Origin of the sequence: Vibrio gelatinilyticus, from assembly GCF_022836845.1 — a bacterium.
Taxonomy (GTDB): domain Bacteria; phylum Pseudomonadota; class Gammaproteobacteria; order Enterobacterales; family Vibrionaceae; genus Vibrio; species Vibrio gelatinilyticus.
In genome coordinates this window covers 71,340-88,061 of sequence record NZ_JAJNNZ010000004.1, presented here as the reverse complement: position 1 = coordinate 88,061, position 16,722 = coordinate 71,340, and the positions used below count along the sequence as shown (strand labels likewise).

General features: G+C 42.8%; 14 protein-coding genes. 5 read left to right on the top strand and 9 right to left on the bottom strand.

Annotated features, from left to right (window positions below):
• The first annotated feature begins 39 nt into the window (after window positions 1–39).
• Together pdxR and LNL84_RS06555 are read left to right on the top strand one after the other, a co-directional pair.
• Window positions 40–1,821, top strand: coding sequence for a MocR-like pyridoxine biosynthesis transcription factor PdxR (pdxR, locus tag LNL84_RS06560; RefSeq protein ID WP_244356064.1), 1,782 nt, complete (start codon window positions 40–42; stop codon window positions 1,819–1,821).
• A 190-nt stretch (window positions 1,822–2,011) separates the two neighbouring features.
• Window positions 2,012–2,233, top strand: coding sequence for a hypothetical protein (locus LNL84_RS06555; protein ID WP_244356062.1), 222 nt, complete (start codon window positions 2,012–2,014; stop codon window positions 2,231–2,233).
• A 203-nt stretch (window positions 2,234–2,436) separates the two neighbouring features.
• Here the strand turns inward: LNL84_RS06555 and LNL84_RS06550 are convergent, their stop codons facing one another.
• The 5 genes from LNL84_RS06550 to LNL84_RS06535 form a co-directional block, all read right to left on the bottom strand.
• A complete protein-coding gene (locus LNL84_RS06550; protein ID WP_244356613.1) occupies window positions 2,437–3,651 on the bottom strand; it encodes an aromatic amino acid transporter in 1,215 nt (404 codons plus the stop codon).
• Between the two features lie 124 nt (window positions 3,652–3,775).
• Window positions 3,776–5,239, bottom strand: a complete 1,464-nt coding sequence (gene tnaA / locus LNL84_RS06545; protein ID WP_244356058.1) for a tryptophanase — start codon at window positions 5,237–5,239, stop codon at window positions 3,776–3,778.
• Window positions 5,240–5,438: 199 nt separating this feature from the next.
• Complete coding sequence (tnaC, locus tag LNL84_RS19805; RefSeq protein WP_425244290.1) at window positions 5,439–5,498, bottom strand: tryptophanase leader peptide; 60 nt, start codon at window positions 5,496–5,498, stop codon at window positions 5,439–5,441.
• A gap of 234 nt (window positions 5,499–5,732) precedes the next feature.
• The gene (locus LNL84_RS06540; RefSeq protein WP_244356056.1) at window positions 5,733–6,911 is read right to left on the bottom strand and encodes an alpha/beta hydrolase; all 1,179 of its coding nucleotides are present in this window, start codon (window positions 6,909–6,911) and stop codon (window positions 5,733–5,735) included.
• Between the two features lie 26 nt (window positions 6,912–6,937).
• Window positions 6,938–7,153: a putative hemolysin gene (locus LNL84_RS06535; protein WP_244356054.1), complete on the bottom strand. Its 216-nt coding sequence runs from the start codon at window positions 7,151–7,153 to the stop codon at window positions 6,938–6,940.
• 363 nt (window positions 7,154–7,516) lie between these two features.
• Between LNL84_RS06535 and LNL84_RS06530 the strand changes: the two genes are divergently transcribed.
• Both LNL84_RS06530 and LNL84_RS06525 read left to right on the top strand, forming a co-directional pair.
• A complete protein-coding gene (locus LNL84_RS06530; protein ID WP_244356052.1) occupies window positions 7,517–8,020 on the top strand; it encodes a porin family protein in 504 nt (167 codons plus the stop codon).
• Window positions 8,021–8,395: 375 nt separating this feature from the next.
• Window positions 8,396–10,060: a response regulator gene (locus LNL84_RS06525; RefSeq protein ID WP_244356050.1), complete on the top strand. Its 1,665-nt coding sequence runs from the start codon at window positions 8,396–8,398 to the stop codon at window positions 10,058–10,060.
• A 5-nt stretch (window positions 10,061–10,065) separates the two neighbouring features.
• Here LNL84_RS06525 and LNL84_RS06520 read toward each other — a convergent pair whose 3' ends face one another.
• Complete coding sequence (locus LNL84_RS06520) at window positions 10,066–10,797, bottom strand: SDR family NAD(P)-dependent oxidoreductase (RefSeq protein WP_244356049.1); 732 nt, start codon at window positions 10,795–10,797, stop codon at window positions 10,066–10,068.
• A gap of 672 nt (window positions 10,798–11,469) precedes the next feature.
• Between LNL84_RS06520 and LNL84_RS06515 the strand changes: the two genes are divergently transcribed.
• Window positions 11,470–11,649: a hypothetical protein gene (locus tag LNL84_RS06515; protein ID WP_244356047.1), complete on the top strand. Its 180-nt coding sequence runs from the start codon at window positions 11,470–11,472 to the stop codon at window positions 11,647–11,649.
• 57 nt (window positions 11,650–11,706) lie between these two features.
• Here LNL84_RS06515 and LNL84_RS06510 read toward each other — a convergent pair whose 3' ends face one another.
• The 3 genes from LNL84_RS06510 to LNL84_RS06500 all read right to left on the bottom strand — a co-directional run bounded on the left by LNL84_RS06510 (window position 11,707) and on the right by LNL84_RS06500 (window position 16,696).
• Window positions 11,707–13,020 (bottom strand): ABC1 kinase family protein, encoded by a 1,314-nt coding sequence (locus LNL84_RS06510; protein WP_244356045.1) that lies wholly within the window; start codon window positions 13,018–13,020, stop codon window positions 11,707–11,709.
• 75 nt (window positions 13,021–13,095) lie between these two features.
• Complete coding sequence (locus tag LNL84_RS06505) at window positions 13,096–13,857, bottom strand: SDR family oxidoreductase (RefSeq protein ID WP_244356043.1); 762 nt, start codon at window positions 13,855–13,857, stop codon at window positions 13,096–13,098.
• A gap of 556 nt (window positions 13,858–14,413) precedes the next feature.
• Entirely contained in the window at window positions 14,414–16,696 is a 2,283-nt protein-coding gene (locus LNL84_RS06500; protein ID WP_244356041.1) for an acyl-CoA dehydrogenase, read from the bottom strand.
• Window positions 16,697–16,722: the final 26 nt, after the last annotated feature.

Below are 16,722 nucleotides of genomic sequence, written 5' to 3'. Positions count from 1 at the left end.
ATGCAAATAACATTTACCAAATAAATGGTGCAACAAAAAATGCTAGAGCAATATATTCATCTTGATGCAAGCAACGGCTTAACGCTGCAAGATCAAATCAAAGCGGGCATAACGCAGGCCATTGCGAATGGGTTTATCTCGCAGTCAATACCTGTTACTTCGTCAAGAAAACTTGCTCAAGATCTTAAAGTGTCTAGGAACACGGTGTTGCGCGTTTATGACCAATTAAGTGAAGAAGGCTTCTTTATATCGAAAGAACGCAAAGGCTATTTTGTAAATCCCGATATTAAATTCCATCAAGTCCCACTGAAAAGCGTCGCGACGAAAAACCTAAACTGGAGCAATTACATTCAACCCAAGCCGTCGTGGCATCAAGAACCGCCTAAAGAACTCAAAAATTACCCTTATCTGTTTGTCCATGGAATGGTTGATGACAATCTATTTCCAGTCAATGAGTGGCGAAAATGCAGTATTCAGTCCTTAAATAAAGCCAACAGTAAACAGTGGACTTCAACAGATAATGATTACGAAGATCTCATAGAGCAGATTCGAACGCGAGTATTACCACGTCGTGGCATTTTTGCCCAGTCCAACGAAATCATGATTACGATGGGAAGTCAGCAAAGCCTGAACTTAATTGCACGCTTACTCACCAATAAAGAATCAACAGTGGGCGTCGAAAACCCGGGTTATCCTGAAGCCTGGGCTCAATTCGAGTCTCGCAAAGCAAAACTCAAGGCGCTCAGTATCGATGAGAATGGATTAATCATCAACGAAGACCTGCATGGTTGCAACCTAGTGTATACAACACCGAGTAACCAGTTCCCGACGACAGTGCGCATGCCAAAGGAAAGACGACAAGCACTACTTGAGTGCGCCGAAAAAAACGATTTTTTGATTGTCGAAGATGACTTTGAGCACGAAGTAAACTTTATTGATGAAAATACATTCGCTTTAAAGGGCGAGTTTCGAAATGATCGAATTATCTACTTATCAAGTTTTTCCTCAACCATTGCTCCTGGTCTAAGAATTGGCTTTATCGTTGCGGCTCCTGAATTTATTGAAAAAGCACGGCACCTACAGCGTCTAAGTCACACATCCCCACCCAAAAATAATTGTCAAACTCTCGCATTGTTTATTAGTTTGGGTTATTACGATGCACTAATGCAGCGACTTCTCAAAAAGTTAACCAGTAAATGGCTCACCATGGAAAAAGCGCTCAATTACTATTTCCCTCAATCTGGTGTCGTTCCTTCACTCGCTGGCACATCTTTTTGGATTAACTATGATGTCAACTTCGATGCCAAGGCACTTTATCGGCAGGCAGAAAAAATCGGGATTTTAATAAACCCAGGAGAACAATACTATTTGGGAGGGACAAAAAATAACGGTTTTAGATTGAGCTTTAGCTCGATTGAGGAAGCAAACATCCGAGAAGGGATTAAACGACTATCTGAAGTAGCCCGCAAGATCCTGCCATTAGAGCATATCTCACAGGCTAAAGGGAAAAAGCTGAGTGGCAGCGAAATTCGTACTCTATTTGATCACCATACCGTTATGACAAGCGACTGCTTTAATATACCTTACCGTATAGAGTTTCAACCTGATGGCCGTATGCATGGGCTCTCAGACAGACCTCACGACGAAGACGAAGGATACTGGTGGGTCGAAGGGGACAAAATGTTCTATCAATGGAAGAGCTGGCAATTTGCCGATATCCGAGAAGTGAGTTTGGTGCTCGAAAACAATGTGCTTAAACGATACGATACTCAGGGATACTGTGTAAATCGCGGACGCGTTGTCCCTTCTCACACCAATTGAACGATTCATTTCATCCTAGGATGCTTCCTTTAGCATCTTTGCCAGACCGTGTAGACAACAACGTCTATAAACACCCAACAAGCTTACCTACCACCACAATCTGAACTTTTCAACATATTTACGTTAAAAGTTTGACTCACATCCAGTCTGCTTCTATGTTTTTTGAACGGCCCACAAAACGGACAGGATAATGAAACGCGTAAACAAAAACTACCGAATGCAACTGATAAAAGAAGTGGCATCGCGTAAAGAGAGAGAACGTATCAACGATCCCATGGCTAAGTACATACACACGTTACTAGAAGAAAAGCCAGAGCTCGATAATATTGTTGAATTTAAACAAGAATTTAGTGGTAATTTCTTTGATGAATCTGCAGGAGGTTGGGTTAGTAAGACTTGGCAGAGTAAGTAGTACCACATCTATATTTTATTCGATCTTAACTCGAAGTTATTGGGGAATTTAGAGCAACGTTATTTAATACATGCTAGGCGTCGAATAGGCGCCCCCTTCAATGACAAATTACCTCGATATTTCACCGCAACACAACCGCAAAAAGGTCAGCAATGACTGGGCCACTGCCAACCTTCGTTTTAGTCATTCTTCGGCGATTAAAACTAGCCAATAAACGCCGGTAACATATTGAACATTGACATAACGTGGAACGTCGCAGTAAGAACACCAAAAGCAATTACCAATATCACCATATTGCTACCTCCAGGAGCCATAAATCCTTCGTAGCCAGTTTCAAGAGTACGAGATTTACGTGCTAACAATGCAGGAATAATACACGCCCACACCGTTGCTGCGGCACCGGCATAGCCTATAGCGATAACAAAGCCGAAAGGAAACATCAGTGACAGGATTAACGGCGGAACAAAAGTCACTAGCCAGGTTTTTGCACGCCCTTGCCTGGTGTCTTCAAATTTAAATAGATCCGCTAGGAAATCAAACACACCAAGTCCCACACCTATAAAGGAAGATAAGATCGCCGCCATAGAAAATGTGTTAATGGCATTGGCCACTTTTTCAGACTCAATAACAGAACCTAGCGCGGTAAGCAAAGCGTCTACATTACCGCCCTGCTCGATGACGGGACCAAAGTTGCTTCTTGGTAAATTGCCAAAAATGCTAAATAGCCATAAAAAGTAGAGGCCGAGTGCAATCGCTGTACCGCCTAAAATAGCGTACTTCGCTTTATGCTCATCACCGTAATAAGCTCTCATCGAAGACACAGAGTGGTGATAACCAAAAGAGGTTAAAGCGACAGGAAGCATAGCCATCGCGTAAGGAGCATAACTTGCTTCTTCGCTGATTGTGTCAAATAAAACGCCCATATCAACGTTGATAGCAAGCCCAGAGACCCCAAACACAAAGCTTAAGATCATGAAAGCAATCAACACAACTGATATCCTATCTACCGCACGGGTCGAGTGCCATACAAACGCAGAAAATACCAATACAAAAAGCACGGAAGCTATATTACTACTCACACCAATGACATCCTGAAGAATTAAACCTGATGACGTAATATAGGCATAGAGTAATATGCCACCAACAAAATAGACGGTTATATTGTTAAATACATTTACTTTATCTCCTAACATGTCTTTTGTTACTGTATTAAATGACACCTTTAAGTCGTAATGCTTAAATGCTTCTAATAACATCCAACCAGATATTGTCATTACAATCATTGTGATAGCTATTGCGATGATAGACCAGGTTGTCCATGCACCTGCGCCTGCACTTGGTAGTCCGAGCATTCCAGCACCCACACAGACACTGGCAATAATGCAAGAACCACCGACGAGAGACGGATTCTTTTTCATCATATTATTACTCTTATTTCACGATATTGGACTAAGGATCAGAATATCCTCAGATTATTATTTATTGTATTAATTATTTTATTTGGGAAAAAATAAGGCGCAGATTACTGCGCCTAAATAAATGTTATGCTTCTTCCAAAACTTTATTTGGAGTGTCGAGCTTTACCGGAGATTCTACCTCTTTCAGACGAGCGGTAAAGTGACGCAATACAGCAGGCTCATAGGTAAAATCGAGCCCTTTTACTTTGTGTGCGTTCTGTTTTACTTTTTCAAACGCTTCAATAATGAAATCCATGTGCGTTTGAGTATAAGTAGCACGAGGGATAGTCAGTCTTAGAAGCTCTGCTGGACATGGGTGTTGCTTTCCTGTCGCTGGATCTCTTCCTAATAGTAGTGAACCGATCTCTACCGCGCGAATTCCTGCAACCTTGTACAGCTCACAGGCAAGTGCGTGCGCAGGGAATTGTTCTGCTGGAATATGTGGCAATAGCTTACCAGCGTCCACAAATGCTGCATGGCCACCCGCCTGCTGGCAAACAATGCCAATCGACTCCAATCCATCAACCAGGTATTGCACCTGACCAATACGATAAGCGAGCCAATCTTGACGCATTCCATCGTATAGACCAACGGCAAGACGTTCCATTGCCCCGCCTTCTAAACCACCGTATGTTGGGAAACCTTCTTGTACAACGCACAAGGTTCGACATTCAGTGTAAGCATCCATCATTGACTCGTCTTTGAAGCACAATAAGCCACCCATCAGCACCATGGCATCTTTCTTAGCTGACATTGCCAAACCGTCGGCGTATTTGTAACTCTCACGAGTGATCTCTTCGATCGTCCAATCTTGGTACCCTTCTTCGCGCTGCTGAATAAAATACGCATTCTCAGCATAACGGGCAGAATCCATAATGACTGGAATATCGTATTTTTGAGCAATCTCATACACAGCTTTCAAGTTGGCAATTGAAACGGGTTGCCCCCCAGCTGAGTTACAGGTAATCGTGCTAACAATATAAGGTACGTTCGCTGCCCCTGCCTCTAAAATGGCGGCCTCTAGTTTTGCAAGATCAAAGTTACCTTTAAAATCAGCATTAACGGACGTATCGAAAGCTTCATCAACGTAGACATTTTTGGCTACGCAGCAATTCACTTGAGTATGCCCCTGAGTGGTATCGAAGAAGTAATTAGACAGCGCCACCATTTTGCTGCGATCCAAGCCTTTTTCCTGCTCTCTTTTCTTAATGAGAACCGGAATATATATTTGCTCTGCACCACGCCCCTGGTGGGTCGGTATCGTTAACTCATAACCAAAAATGTCTTTCACGGCGTTGGCCAGCGCATAGTAGCTTCGGCTTCCACTATAAGCTTCATCCCCTCGTAACATGGCCGCTTGCATTTCTTGAGTAATCGCGCCTGTGCCACTATCAGTTAGTAGATCAATAAAGACATCTTCACTGTCTAACAGAAATGGATTCATGCCTGATTTGACGATCGCCTCTTCACGATATTCTCTCGTGGTACGCTTTACAGGCTCAATGACACGAATACGAAATGGTTCTGGTAAATGCTTGAAGTTTTCCATAATTTTCTTCCTATTCATTGAAAATATTCAACTTTGTTATTTGTTAAATATTATTCAATAGAGTTTCCTCTTGAATAATAGAGGGAACAATATTCTTTGATTTATGCACAGCAAAATATAATTTATATAAATATTATATAAATTCAATACTGCAAATATTTTTTGATGGCGCACAGATATATGTGCAAAAAAGGAGGAACTATTTTGAAGGGAAGAAAAAAGCGATTTTATAGTCTTGAGTAAACCAATAACAACTCATATTTAATTTATCCATTTTGCTACCTATTTGAAACTATCTATTCCAAACTCACTGAGCCAATTATCTATAGTATTATCTGCATAGTCACCATTATAGGAGATAAATTGAGAAGCCGATAACAAAAAAACAGATTTTGATACTATTAAAAAGGATTGAATAAAATTAAATATGATACCCGTCACCATCACGTACTAGTCGACTAAAACAAAATGCCATGACGGTCAGTATTTAATCTTATAAATCAGCATCTGTTTTTTGCATAAATTCTAAAACTCGGGTCATTGTTGGTTCAAAGTAAGGATTCCAGCTGAGGCGAGCCATAATGGCGTCCTTCTCAAAAAGCCCCCATGCCGTGTACGACAAAGTAGGCAGTCGTGGACAATCGATAACGTAAATTTCCCCTTCATTACTACCACCACATTGACGCATGATCCCCCTTCGACCGTATAAGTCGTTTTCGGGGCTAAATAGTACAGAAATGTGGGAACCGTTTTGAATGTAAAGATCGGGTATCGTCATTGGGTACTTAACCACGCGTGAATCATCAATCGTGGTATCACCAAACCACATGAGTTCACTTCTTGGATGATGGAATAGCGTGGCAAATGTCTGATAAATATCAAGAGTATCGATTAGCTCGTCTTGCTCTGTGACCAGTAAAAGTGCTGGAATAGGGAGTGTGTTGTCTTGAAGAGCTTGATTAACAGAAACCGTTGTTTTGTAGTAGAGCGCAGCGCCGCTCATGGATAATGAATCGTACCGGGTATAATTTTCTTCTTTCTCTAGTGAAACCCAGTCAACAAAACGACTCGCAAAGGACGAGTATTTCACTAACGGATCTTTCGAAGTAAATGCCGGAGAAAATAGCACCAACCCCGTAATGCCCGATGATTCAGCCGCGTATTTCGTCACTAGATTTGTACCCGTTGAAAAGCCACCCAACCAAAGGTTATCGACCTCCCCCTCTAACAACGAAACTTGGTGGGCAACGCTTTCATACCAATCTTCAACATCAGGGTTTTCTAAATCCGCCGGGCGTGAGCCATGGCCTGGCAACAGCATGACTCGTACTAAATACCCATGATCAGCCAGTACTGGTGCAATATCGATAAACGAATACGGAGAGTCACCCAAACCATGTACCAATAAAATACCATGACCATTAGGATTTGATGGGATGATTTGGTAAGGCGCAACCGCATCAAGCTCTTTCCCCTCACCAGCTCCGTGAAATACTCGGTTTTGATTTAACCAAACGGTCGTTTCAGAGACATATTCCTCGAAAGTTTCTTGAGAGTACGGTGCGATACTTCCAGAATTGCTATACATCTCTGGATTTTCCGCAACGATGGGGTGAGTACAACCCGCTAAGCTCATCAATAAAGCTAAGAACAAAAACTTAAAAAACGACAACGATAGATCTCCTCACTTGCCACCCATTAATTCTGAGGATGGTTTTCCCGATAATAGTCCCATGCATTGACCACGCTACCATCAGGTAATTTGCATTCACTGTTTTCGAGCATGTACTCACCACCGCTCTCAACACAATAGACGGCGGCTGGATTTGCCTGACTGGTTGATTGCGGTTTTGCCTGCTGCGTTGAGCAGCCAAGAAGAAGTACATTTATCGATAAAGCAACTACGTATTTCATAAACACACCTAACATTCAAAGTAACACTTTCAAGCTTAGAGAGTTTACAATACTTTTCAATTTGCCGTACGAAAGTGCTCTCTCCCTGATTTTATGTCTGTCCGGCAATGCCTAGTAAGCCCTCTACACTCTGATAGGCAAAATCAGCATATCCACCATAATGCATTGATTTTAAATGAAATAGTTTCCTCGCCCTCTCTTCGCTAAAGATTTTTCATGTTCTGCGGTAATACCATTATATGCCTCCTTGAACACCACAATTCGAAAACTGCACCCTATATTCGTTCATATTACGGAAAGTAAATTCTCCATAATAAATCAAGGCTCAGTTGAGGCTACTTCAAAAAATAGAGGAATGTAAATTTGAAAACACTACAAAAAACCGCGCTAATCATCTCTGCGATAACGACCGTGCCTGCGATGGCTCAAGGAGTCTATCTTGGTAGCGCTATTGGTACTAGCACTCAGGAAAATGAATTTGTTAGAACAGACACGCATGGCGGATACCTAAAAGTAGGTTATCGCTTGAATGACTTTATTGCCGCTGAATACCGTTTTGGTGTTGTCGATAAAAACACAAGTGATTTGGATCTTAGCTCGTATAACAGTTTATACCTTCGAGGAAGTTATCCACTAGACGAAAACTTTGAACTATACGGAATGGTTGGTCAGACGATCAGCAAAATTGGTGGCGATACTGTCTCAGGTGATGACTCAACATTAAACGTTACCAGCCCTAGTTTTGGCATCGGTGCTCGTTACTCTGCAACAGACAATATCGGTATCAGTGCAGAATACAATGCGATCTCGACTAAACGCGACTACGACCTTTCAGGTGTATTCTTGAGCGTTGATTATCAGTTTTAACGCTAGTCTTCCAGTGCAGGGATTGCACTTTTTCCTCACCCAATAAATGAATTCCTAATGTTCCCCTCTCTCCTCACTATTTAAATCTAGTCAGCTTATTTGTACACCGTTTTTGAAAACACTACGATTAAAATGTTGCAGTGATGGAATGGAGTAACGGGTATAGATTATCAGGTCAGACGCACTACCGACGGGCACACCTACCCAATGGAAAACGACTTTCTGATATCCCGTTCATTGATTAAAATTACTTATTTTCTACAAATTACCCTTCACTTGTTGCAATCTCCGTACAGCATTCTAATATTTAGCTATAAGACAATGAGTTACCTCACTTAGAGGCAACAAACTAAACGCAGAGTCCTAGGATGATTCATGATGGTAGACAGATTTAACACTACCCAAAAGTCTTTTTCTCGCTTGAGATTTTTAATCGTCGACGACTCCAAAACGGCTGCAACATTGATTAAGCATCAATTGATTGCTCTTGGCGCGCCTCATGAACGTGTCGACACTGTTAATTCATTTCAAGATGCCATCAAGAAAGTCGAAGTTTGTTTCTATGATGTGTTACTTATTGACTATCATCTAGAGCAAAGAATTAACGGCAATGAATTGGCTATTTTGTTGATGCGCAGAAAGCTCCTTACATCAAAGTCCAGTGTCATTCTTGTATCAAGTGATTCAAGCCAGCAAACTGTTCTGACCGTTATCTCTGGCGAGGTTCAACACTTCATCAAAAAGCCAATCAAAACCGAAGATCTAGGAAAAAAAATACTTAATGTTCAGAAAGATAACTGGTGTACTCGACAGATCGAAACATTGATAACTAAGCGAGCGCTAGCAACAGAAAGTGAAATGAACCAATTGCTCAGCTTCACTCAGCAAGCGACATCTAAAAATCTGGTTGAGAATACACTCTTTAACATACTTGAGCAGCACAAACTCTGGCCTCAACTGCATTACGCCGTCAACCGTTCACAGACCCCACCCCATATGGGGAAAGTGTGCGCTCAAGCCACTTGCGACTTCGTTCAGGGCAACAAGCAAAAAGCGATAGACACCCTTGAAGAGTACTTAGCCGAACACCCTTTGGCTCCTAAGATAATGGATAGATTAACCAGCTTTTTGGTTAAAGAGTCAAAATTTCACGACGCGCTTATCCTAGCAGTCCGTGTTGCAGATCTTACCCCCAGTATTGGATATCGGGAAATCACCGCGGCTCAACTCGCAGCAAAACTGGGTAAAGTCGCCACACTGACTAAAATCGGTCACTCACTCGCCTCTAACTTGTCTGTTATCGATGTATCCTGGATCACAAATGTTATTCAGTACTGCCACTGCGTTCAGGAGTGTTATAGCAAACTCACCGATGATGAAAATAAAAACAAGCTGGTCTCGAACACCGCGAATTTTTTCCAACTGGTGAGTGATCATATAACACCCGCTCGCCAACCATTTCTCTTAAGCTACCAACATCTATACAGCGCTCAGTTTCTACTTGCTGACAAAAAAGAAAGTGAGGCTAAAAAGCACTTATACGAAGCTGTTGTTCCCTTCCAAGACAAACTAGATACACTCCCTAGCTCCCTTGTTATCGAGATAATTTCTCTTGGGGACTATTTTGGAGAAACCTGGCTATCTAACGACCTAATCAAGATTTTGGCGCTTCGCGATCGATTTGATACAGAAATTAAAAAAGCCGTTGAATCTGTTCAAAGTGACACGACGCGCAAAGAAGTCATATCACGACTGTCCGAGCAACTCTACGAAGCAAAAATCATCAGTGAACAGGATACAACCAAAGCAGAACAGCAATTCAAAGCTATTTTGGAGCACTTCCCAAACTGTACTGAAGCTCAATTAGGCTTATTTCAGGTATTATCAATTCAAGGTAAACAGCACGACGCGCTGTACCAAACGCTAAAAGAAGATTTAAAAACATTAAAACTGCCGAGCAACTGGCAGTCGTGGTTTGAGGTTCAGTCACCAGATTTACAGTATGATACTCTTCCTGATCCCGTCGATACACAGGGGTAAAGTTATCACCAAGGCAGTGTATCTTGATTATAGGCAATGAAGCGACCATTATCGTTTGGCGATAACCGATGCAGCAGCGTACCGATTACCTTAGCCACATATTCAGGTTCAAACAACTTTTCCGGGGCAACTCTCGCTTGAAAAGGCGCTGACAATGACGTGTTTGTTGTGCCCGGATGAAAGGCCACTACGGCCACGTTTGGCATGATTCTCTGCCATTCAATACTCAGATTTTTTACGGCCATATTTAGAGCCGCTTTCGAGCACCGATAGCTGTACCATCCACCAAGACGATTATCTGAAATACTTCCAACCTTCGCTGAAATCGCGACGAAGCGTGGTTCTAGCGATCGGCGTATCAATGGTTGCAAGTATTTTGCTAGCAACAATGTTGCCAATGCATTGACAGACATAATCTTGAGAAAACCTTCACCATTGATATTCATAACATTTTTTTCGGGGCTAAAGCCTTCACCATGTAATACACCAACGCAATTAACTACCCAGTCTAACGTGTTGTTATGTGACGCTATCGACATCGATAGCTCATGAAACTCAGACTCTTTGGTGCAGTCTAGTCGGTACCAAGTCAGTTTTTCATGTTGTAACTTGGGAGGCGCATTGTGATACGTCGCGTAAACCTTATCAACTTTGGGGTCCTCTAACATTCTAATTACCACTTCCCTTCCTATTCCACCAGCGCCACCAACGATGAGTACATTTTTGCTGTGTTGCATCAATTCTCCTTATCCACCACTACAGTGATAACCTCTGTCACCAACAACTAGTACGTAAGGCTAGCGTTAATAGTACAAAGCTCTCATTATGACGATCCGAGCACCCCAGTATTCACCATTGTCAACGTTTTGAACCCGCAACCGATGAGTCCCAAAAACTGAGCTGAATCAAAGCTACACTCACACGTCTTAGTTAATCAACTTATTGTCCTATCAAGCGCACACTTCCATTTCAAGGGATAAACGCCACGAATAATAAACCGAGTGCATATTGATAACTTGGAGACATACCAAAGAGGCTTGTCAGTATTGATGAACGCTTTTTGAAAATAGTAAATGTTTGAAATGACTTTTTACAATCGCTTCCTTACGTGACGAATGAATTAAAAAGAACTTAAATACAATGATTTAACTTATCAAACACCTCATTTATCCAGTAAGGTAATTCGTTCACGAAGGTCCATGTTTTTATTGTATTTGAAGCATAAGTCGACGATCTATAGAATGTCTTTTGCGGTACGGAAAACCCACTGAAACTGTGAAAAATAATGCGGGAGAGCTCAATTGGGTATCTCACCGACTAACGGTTTTTTGTTCAGCTCTCGGGCTTGTTGCAAAGCAAGCTAAGGCTTAAACGAGAAGATAAAAAAAAACTTGGCTAGAGTATTAACCATGTCACAAGAACAAACCTTCTTACTTTTAAAGAACACTCTTGAAGGGAAAGTAAAAAATCTAGATCGGATCCCCTATTGCAGCAAAGAATCAATGCTCGATGCATTGAAAACCGCTTCATCCTGGGAAGATCTAATCGGAATTAACTCCGCGCTAAAACGGCTCATTAGCAAAGGTTAATCCGACTCTACTGCCGCATTCTAAAGCACATGATATCTGCTTTAGAATGCGGCTTTTTTAATGGTGAACATATCGCTCAAAAAGCCTTCCAACATCTACCTGTGCTTTAAGCCTTGCTGCTAACAGGTACATCCCTCCGATTTTACGATGCAGAAATAACGCATCCGCAGGAGGCGTGTGCCAATACCCTTTGTCCATACTGAGTATTGTTCCCGCCTCACTGAGTCGCTGCGATAGATTGCTCTGGCCGAAATCATAGCGCCCTTTATGAAGTAAGGGTTCACATGCCAACGTCACCAAATCAAAGATGGCTTGCTTTTGTTCGGCAATGATCGCCTCACTAAAAAATCCGATTTGTTCAAGCCCCTCATTTAGCTGGCAATTATCTGATTTCAGTACAGCACGAAATGCTTGTCGATAACCTTCACTAATCCTCTTGCTGTATGAGCGTGTGGCTCCAAAATCCAGCAATACTATATTCCCTAGTGACTCATCATAGAGATAGTTGGCGAAGTTTGGATCCGTTTGAACCAGTCTGAATTCAAATATCTCTTTGAAAAGCAGCTCAAGTAGTAATGACATGGCGCGGTTACGAGTATTTTGATCGGCACTGATGAGTGATTCAATTGCAACACCAGACACGTAGGTCATTGCCAAGACACTGTCGGTAGTTATCTCATGTCGCACCTCAGGAATGATAAAACGCGAATCATCTGATAGAAGACGACGATAGCGAGTCAACAAATCGGCTTCATGGATGTAATTAGCTTCATCGTGCAGTTGGCGCTTGGCTTCGTCTAGTAAACCTCGATAATCAACCACTTTGGGAATGAGGCCTATGACGTTCAACAAGGTACCAACATTATCAACGTCGCTATCGATGCTATTCTTGATCCCTGGGTACTGCACCTTTATTGCTAGCTTAGTACCATCATCAGCATGAGCCTGATGCACCTGCCCTATCGACGCACTGGCGATTGGCTTGAAGTTAAATTCGACAAAATTCTGTTTCCAGTCTGAACCTAGCTCTTTAACCAATACTCCCGCTAACTGTTTTGCAGGCATGGGTGACGCGTCTGAACGAAGACGTGCGAGAATGTCAGCGAGCTCAGGGCTGATCATATCACCGGCATCCATAGATAACAGTTGCCCCATTTTCATCGCGGCTCCGCGAAGATGAGCAAGCTGATCGGCTAATCGCTTGGCGTTAGCAGGTGTAAGTAACAGATCTCGCGTACGAGGTCTTTTACCCTTTACGATTTGCTTGGCTCCTTCAGTAACCATTGCCCCTGTGACTCTCGTCGCCAAAGACGCCATTTTTCCAAAACGGCTTAACCTGTGGGTGGGTACTTTCTTTCCATCATTTACCATAAATAGTCTACCTAAGATAACTACTCCTTATACCGACTATACCATTAGGCAGATCAATTATGGCATGAGCTGTAACTACAGAACTAAGCCTCCATCAACAGCAATGACCTTACCGTTATAAAACTCATTCTCGATAATAAATTGTGCTGTTTGCGCGATCTCGTAGTCTTGGCCCAGACGTCTTACTGGCGCCATTTGTTCCAGTCTTTCGAGAGCCTCCGGTTTCATTGACGCCGTCATCGCGCTATAGCAAGCACCCGGAGCGATCGCTGCTGCCCTGATATTGTAGCGAGCCAACTCTTTCGCCCAGACCATAGCAAGAGACGCTACACCGGCTTTAGCAGCACTGTAATTACTTTGCCCCATGTTGCCATCTTTAGCCACAGAAGAAATATTGATGATCACGCCTTTCTGCTTAGACGTAATCATCGCTTTGGCCGCTTCTTTACCACACACGAACGTACCAGATAGATTTACATTGATAACAGCGTTAAATTGTTCCAATGACATCTCATCAAGGATTTCACCATCTTTCGCTTTCACCATTAGACCATCACGCAAAATACCTGCATTATTGACCAGAACATTTACTTTACCAAAATCACCTAGAATACCCTTGAAAACGGTTTTTACAGCCGCTTCATCGGTAATATTCGCATGGTATCCACACACCTTTCCTTCACTTTGCCTGAGTTCATTTACCGCCGTATCGAGTTGGTCCTGATTCGCATCAATCAAGGCAATATCAGCACCTTGTTCGGAAAACCGCTTCGCCATCGCAAATCCAAGCCCACGAGCTCCACCGGTGATAACGACTACACTGCCTTTAATATCCATATCTATAATCCTTACATGATTTCTATGTGAGACAAAACGAAAATCATTTCGTCAAATAATTTCAATTATTTGTATTTAGTGGCTGTACCGTTTTGTTTGAATTGCTCAGCCGCTAAAGCACATTATTGTTGTATTAGAGTGACATTTGCTAAGCCCTATTGCTTAGAGCTAACCGCAAACGTTAATTAAGTGTATGCACAGATACCATTACAAATACAACAACTTAACTTTCACTTTTTCCGTTTCATCATATAAGACGCCTCTTGAGAAGTTGGCGGAACTCACAATTTTAAACTGGTCTTATCAGTTGGCTAAGTAACGTCAATTCGGCTGATGTAGGCTTTAAAATATCGATTTTGACCTTAAGTTTTGTAGGGTTTTTAAGCGGGTTAGATAAGGGACAAGCGCCTGAAAAATGATAGGAGGAGTTGTATATTTCCTATCACATAGTGTTTAAAACAGTGATACACAGTTAATCGTTGATAATGAACTTTTGCTCACTTTGACATACAAAAACGCCTTTCAAATGAAAGGCGTTTTTTTCGTCAAGTTAAGCCTACGCAGCAGAGGTTAAAGTCGACTTTTCACTCGTTTCTGTTAGCGTCGTCTTCATATCGTGACTGAAATGGTCAACTTGAATTGCGCGGTAACGCTGCGCATCAGCGGCTTCAACTTCCGCTACCTCTTCTTTCGTCAACACACCTGCTTCTAACGCTTGTGCAAGTCGCTCAGAGAGAAGACCTTTTCTCGCCACCTTGCCAGCCTTGACACCTTTTTGCAGCTTTTTCTCAAGGTCTTTAATCCCATGCATAGCAATAAAAGCGCGCTCCATAATACCAATGGCATCGTTTTCGTCTTCTCCCACATGACATAGATGCGTTAAACGGTCTCTCGCTTCTCCTGGTACCATTAGCTTATTAGCAATACGCATCGTGACCTTGTCATCAGGCAATTTAAAGTGGTTACCCAGTGGGAACAACAATACCTTCAGTGTTTTTCCAGCAATGCCACTTGGGAAATTACGATATGCTTCATTAAGCGACTTAGCCGCATGGTGGAAACAGTAATCTACCGCATAATGCACATGATCCAGATCGGCTTCTAAACACCCTTCATCCTGATACTTTTTAAGAACAGCTGATGCCATATAAAGATAAGACAACCCGTCACCCAGTCGAGCCGAAATCAACTCTTTGCGCTTTAGCTCACCACCTAGGGTTAGCATGGCAAAGTCTGCACTCACAGCCAAAGCACGACTCAGACGCTTCAAGTTTTTGTAGTGGCGCTTGGTTGGCCCGCTAACTGGAGAGCTGGTAAACGTTGAGCCGGTTAGCGCAGCAAACAGACCACTAATAGAGTTAGCCGTTGCATGACCTATATGTTTAAACAGTAGGTTGTCAAATGCTTTTGCACCTTCTGCCTGATCTGGATTCGCTGCTGCTTCCATTTCCTGGAATACATATGGGTGGCATCGCGTTGCGCCTTGGCCGAAGATCATTAAGTTACGCGTCAAGATATTCGCACCTTCTACCGTAATCGCCACTGGCACACCTAAATACGATGAAGACAAATAGTTCATTGGGCCACATTGAATGGCACGACCGCCATGAACATCAAATGAATCATTGATGAGTGTGCGTGCAATTTCAGTCATGTGATACTTAGCAATCGCAGTCACAATACCTGGCTTCTGACCCTGATCAAGTGCAGTGGTTGTCAGCGTACGTGTCGCTTCAAGCAAATAATTTAGACCTCCGATACGGCCCAATGCTTCTGCCACACCTTCAAACTTACCAATAGACATACCAAATTGCTTGCGCACATAAGCGTAAGCGCCAGTGGTTCTAGCCGTTAAGTGGCCAATCGCGGTGCCCAAAGCGGGGAGTGATATTCCACGGCCAGCCGACAGACATTCAACCAGCATTCTCCAGCCTTTACCCGCATAGTCAGCGCCGCCAATTAGCCAATCCATTGGGATAAACACTTCTTCGCCTTGAATGATGCCGTTCATAAAGGCTAGGTGCAGTGGGTCATGTCGTTCGCCAATGACCACGCCTGGGTGATCCGTTGGGATTAACGCACAAGTGATACCGACGTTCTTCTTATCCCCTAACAAACCATCTGGATCTTGTAACTTGAATGCCAGTCCCATAACGGTCGCGATAGGTGCAAGAGTGATATAGCGCTTGTTCCAACTAACGCGGATACCAAGCACTTCTTTACCTTCATGTTCTCCATAACAAACGACACCAGTGTCCGGAATACCGCCAGCATCAGAACCGGCTTCAGGGCCAGTCAAAGCAAAACACGGCGTATCTGTACCGTTTGCGAGTCTAGGTAACCAGTAATCACGCTGTTCTTGTGTACCATAATGGGAAAGCAGTTCACCCGGGCCCAAGGAGTTTGGAACCATGACCGTTATAGCCGCACTCATACTGCGCGTTGCGATTTTCGCTACGATGGTTGAGTTAGCGTGTGATGAGAATTCTCGTCCACCATACTCTTTAGAAATAATCAGCGAGAAAAAACGCTCTTTTCGTAAGTAGTCCCAGACTTCTGGTGAAAGATCGCGATACTCTTTCACAAATTTATGCTCATCCAACATTGAAAGTAGAGTCTCAAGTTGGTTGTCGATAAACGATTGCTCTTCCTCTGTTAACGTTGGCTTTGGGTATTGATGAAGCTTTTCAAAATCCGGACGACCGGAAAACAATTCGCCATCCCACCACACGCCACCGGCTTCCATCGCTTCTCTTTCGGTAATTGACAATGGCGGCAGTACTTTTTTGAATACTTTAAACGCTGGTTCACTGATTATCTTTCTACTCACGAAACTCATGTCCACGATTCCTTTTGTTTGGTACG

Bases quoted from the DNA above. Each gene is read 5' to 3' on its own strand.
- LNL84_RS06550 (WP_244356613.1), bottom strand. From the start codon at position 3,651: ATGAAAAAGAATCCGTCTCTCGTCGGTGGTTCTTGCATTATTGCCAGT.
- LNL84_RS06500 (WP_244356041.1), bottom strand. From the start codon at position 16,696: ATGAGTTTCGTGAGTAGAAAGATAATCAGTGAACCAGCGTTTAAAGTA.
- pdxR (WP_244356064.1), top strand. From the start codon at position 40: ATGCTAGAGCAATATATTCATCTTGATGCAAGCAACGGCTTAACGCTG.
- LNL84_RS06525 (WP_244356050.1), top strand. From the start codon at position 8,396: ATGATGGTAGACAGATTTAACACTACCCAAAAGTCTTTTTCTCGCTTG.
- LNL84_RS06510 (WP_244356045.1), bottom strand. From the start codon at position 13,020: ATGGTAAATGATGGAAAGAAAGTACCCACCCACAGGTTAAGCCGTTTT.
- LNL84_RS06555 (WP_244356062.1), top strand. From the start codon at position 2,012: ATGAAACGCGTAAACAAAAACTACCGAATGCAACTGATAAAAGAAGTG.
- LNL84_RS06505 (WP_244356043.1), bottom strand. From the start codon at position 13,857: ATGGATATTAAAGGCAGTGTAGTCGTTATCACCGGTGGAGCTCGTGGG.
- tnaA (WP_244356058.1), bottom strand. From the start codon at position 5,239: ATGGAAAACTTCAAGCATTTACCAGAACCATTTCGTATTCGTGTCATT.
- LNL84_RS06520 (WP_244356049.1), bottom strand. From the start codon at position 10,797: ATGCAACACAGCAAAAATGTACTCATCGTTGGTGGCGCTGGTGGAATA.
- LNL84_RS06535 (WP_244356054.1), bottom strand. From the start codon at position 7,153: ATGAAATACGTAGTTGCTTTATCGATAAATGTACTTCTTCTTGGCTGC.
- LNL84_RS06515 (WP_244356047.1), top strand. From the start codon at position 11,470: ATGTCACAAGAACAAACCTTCTTACTTTTAAAGAACACTCTTGAAGGG.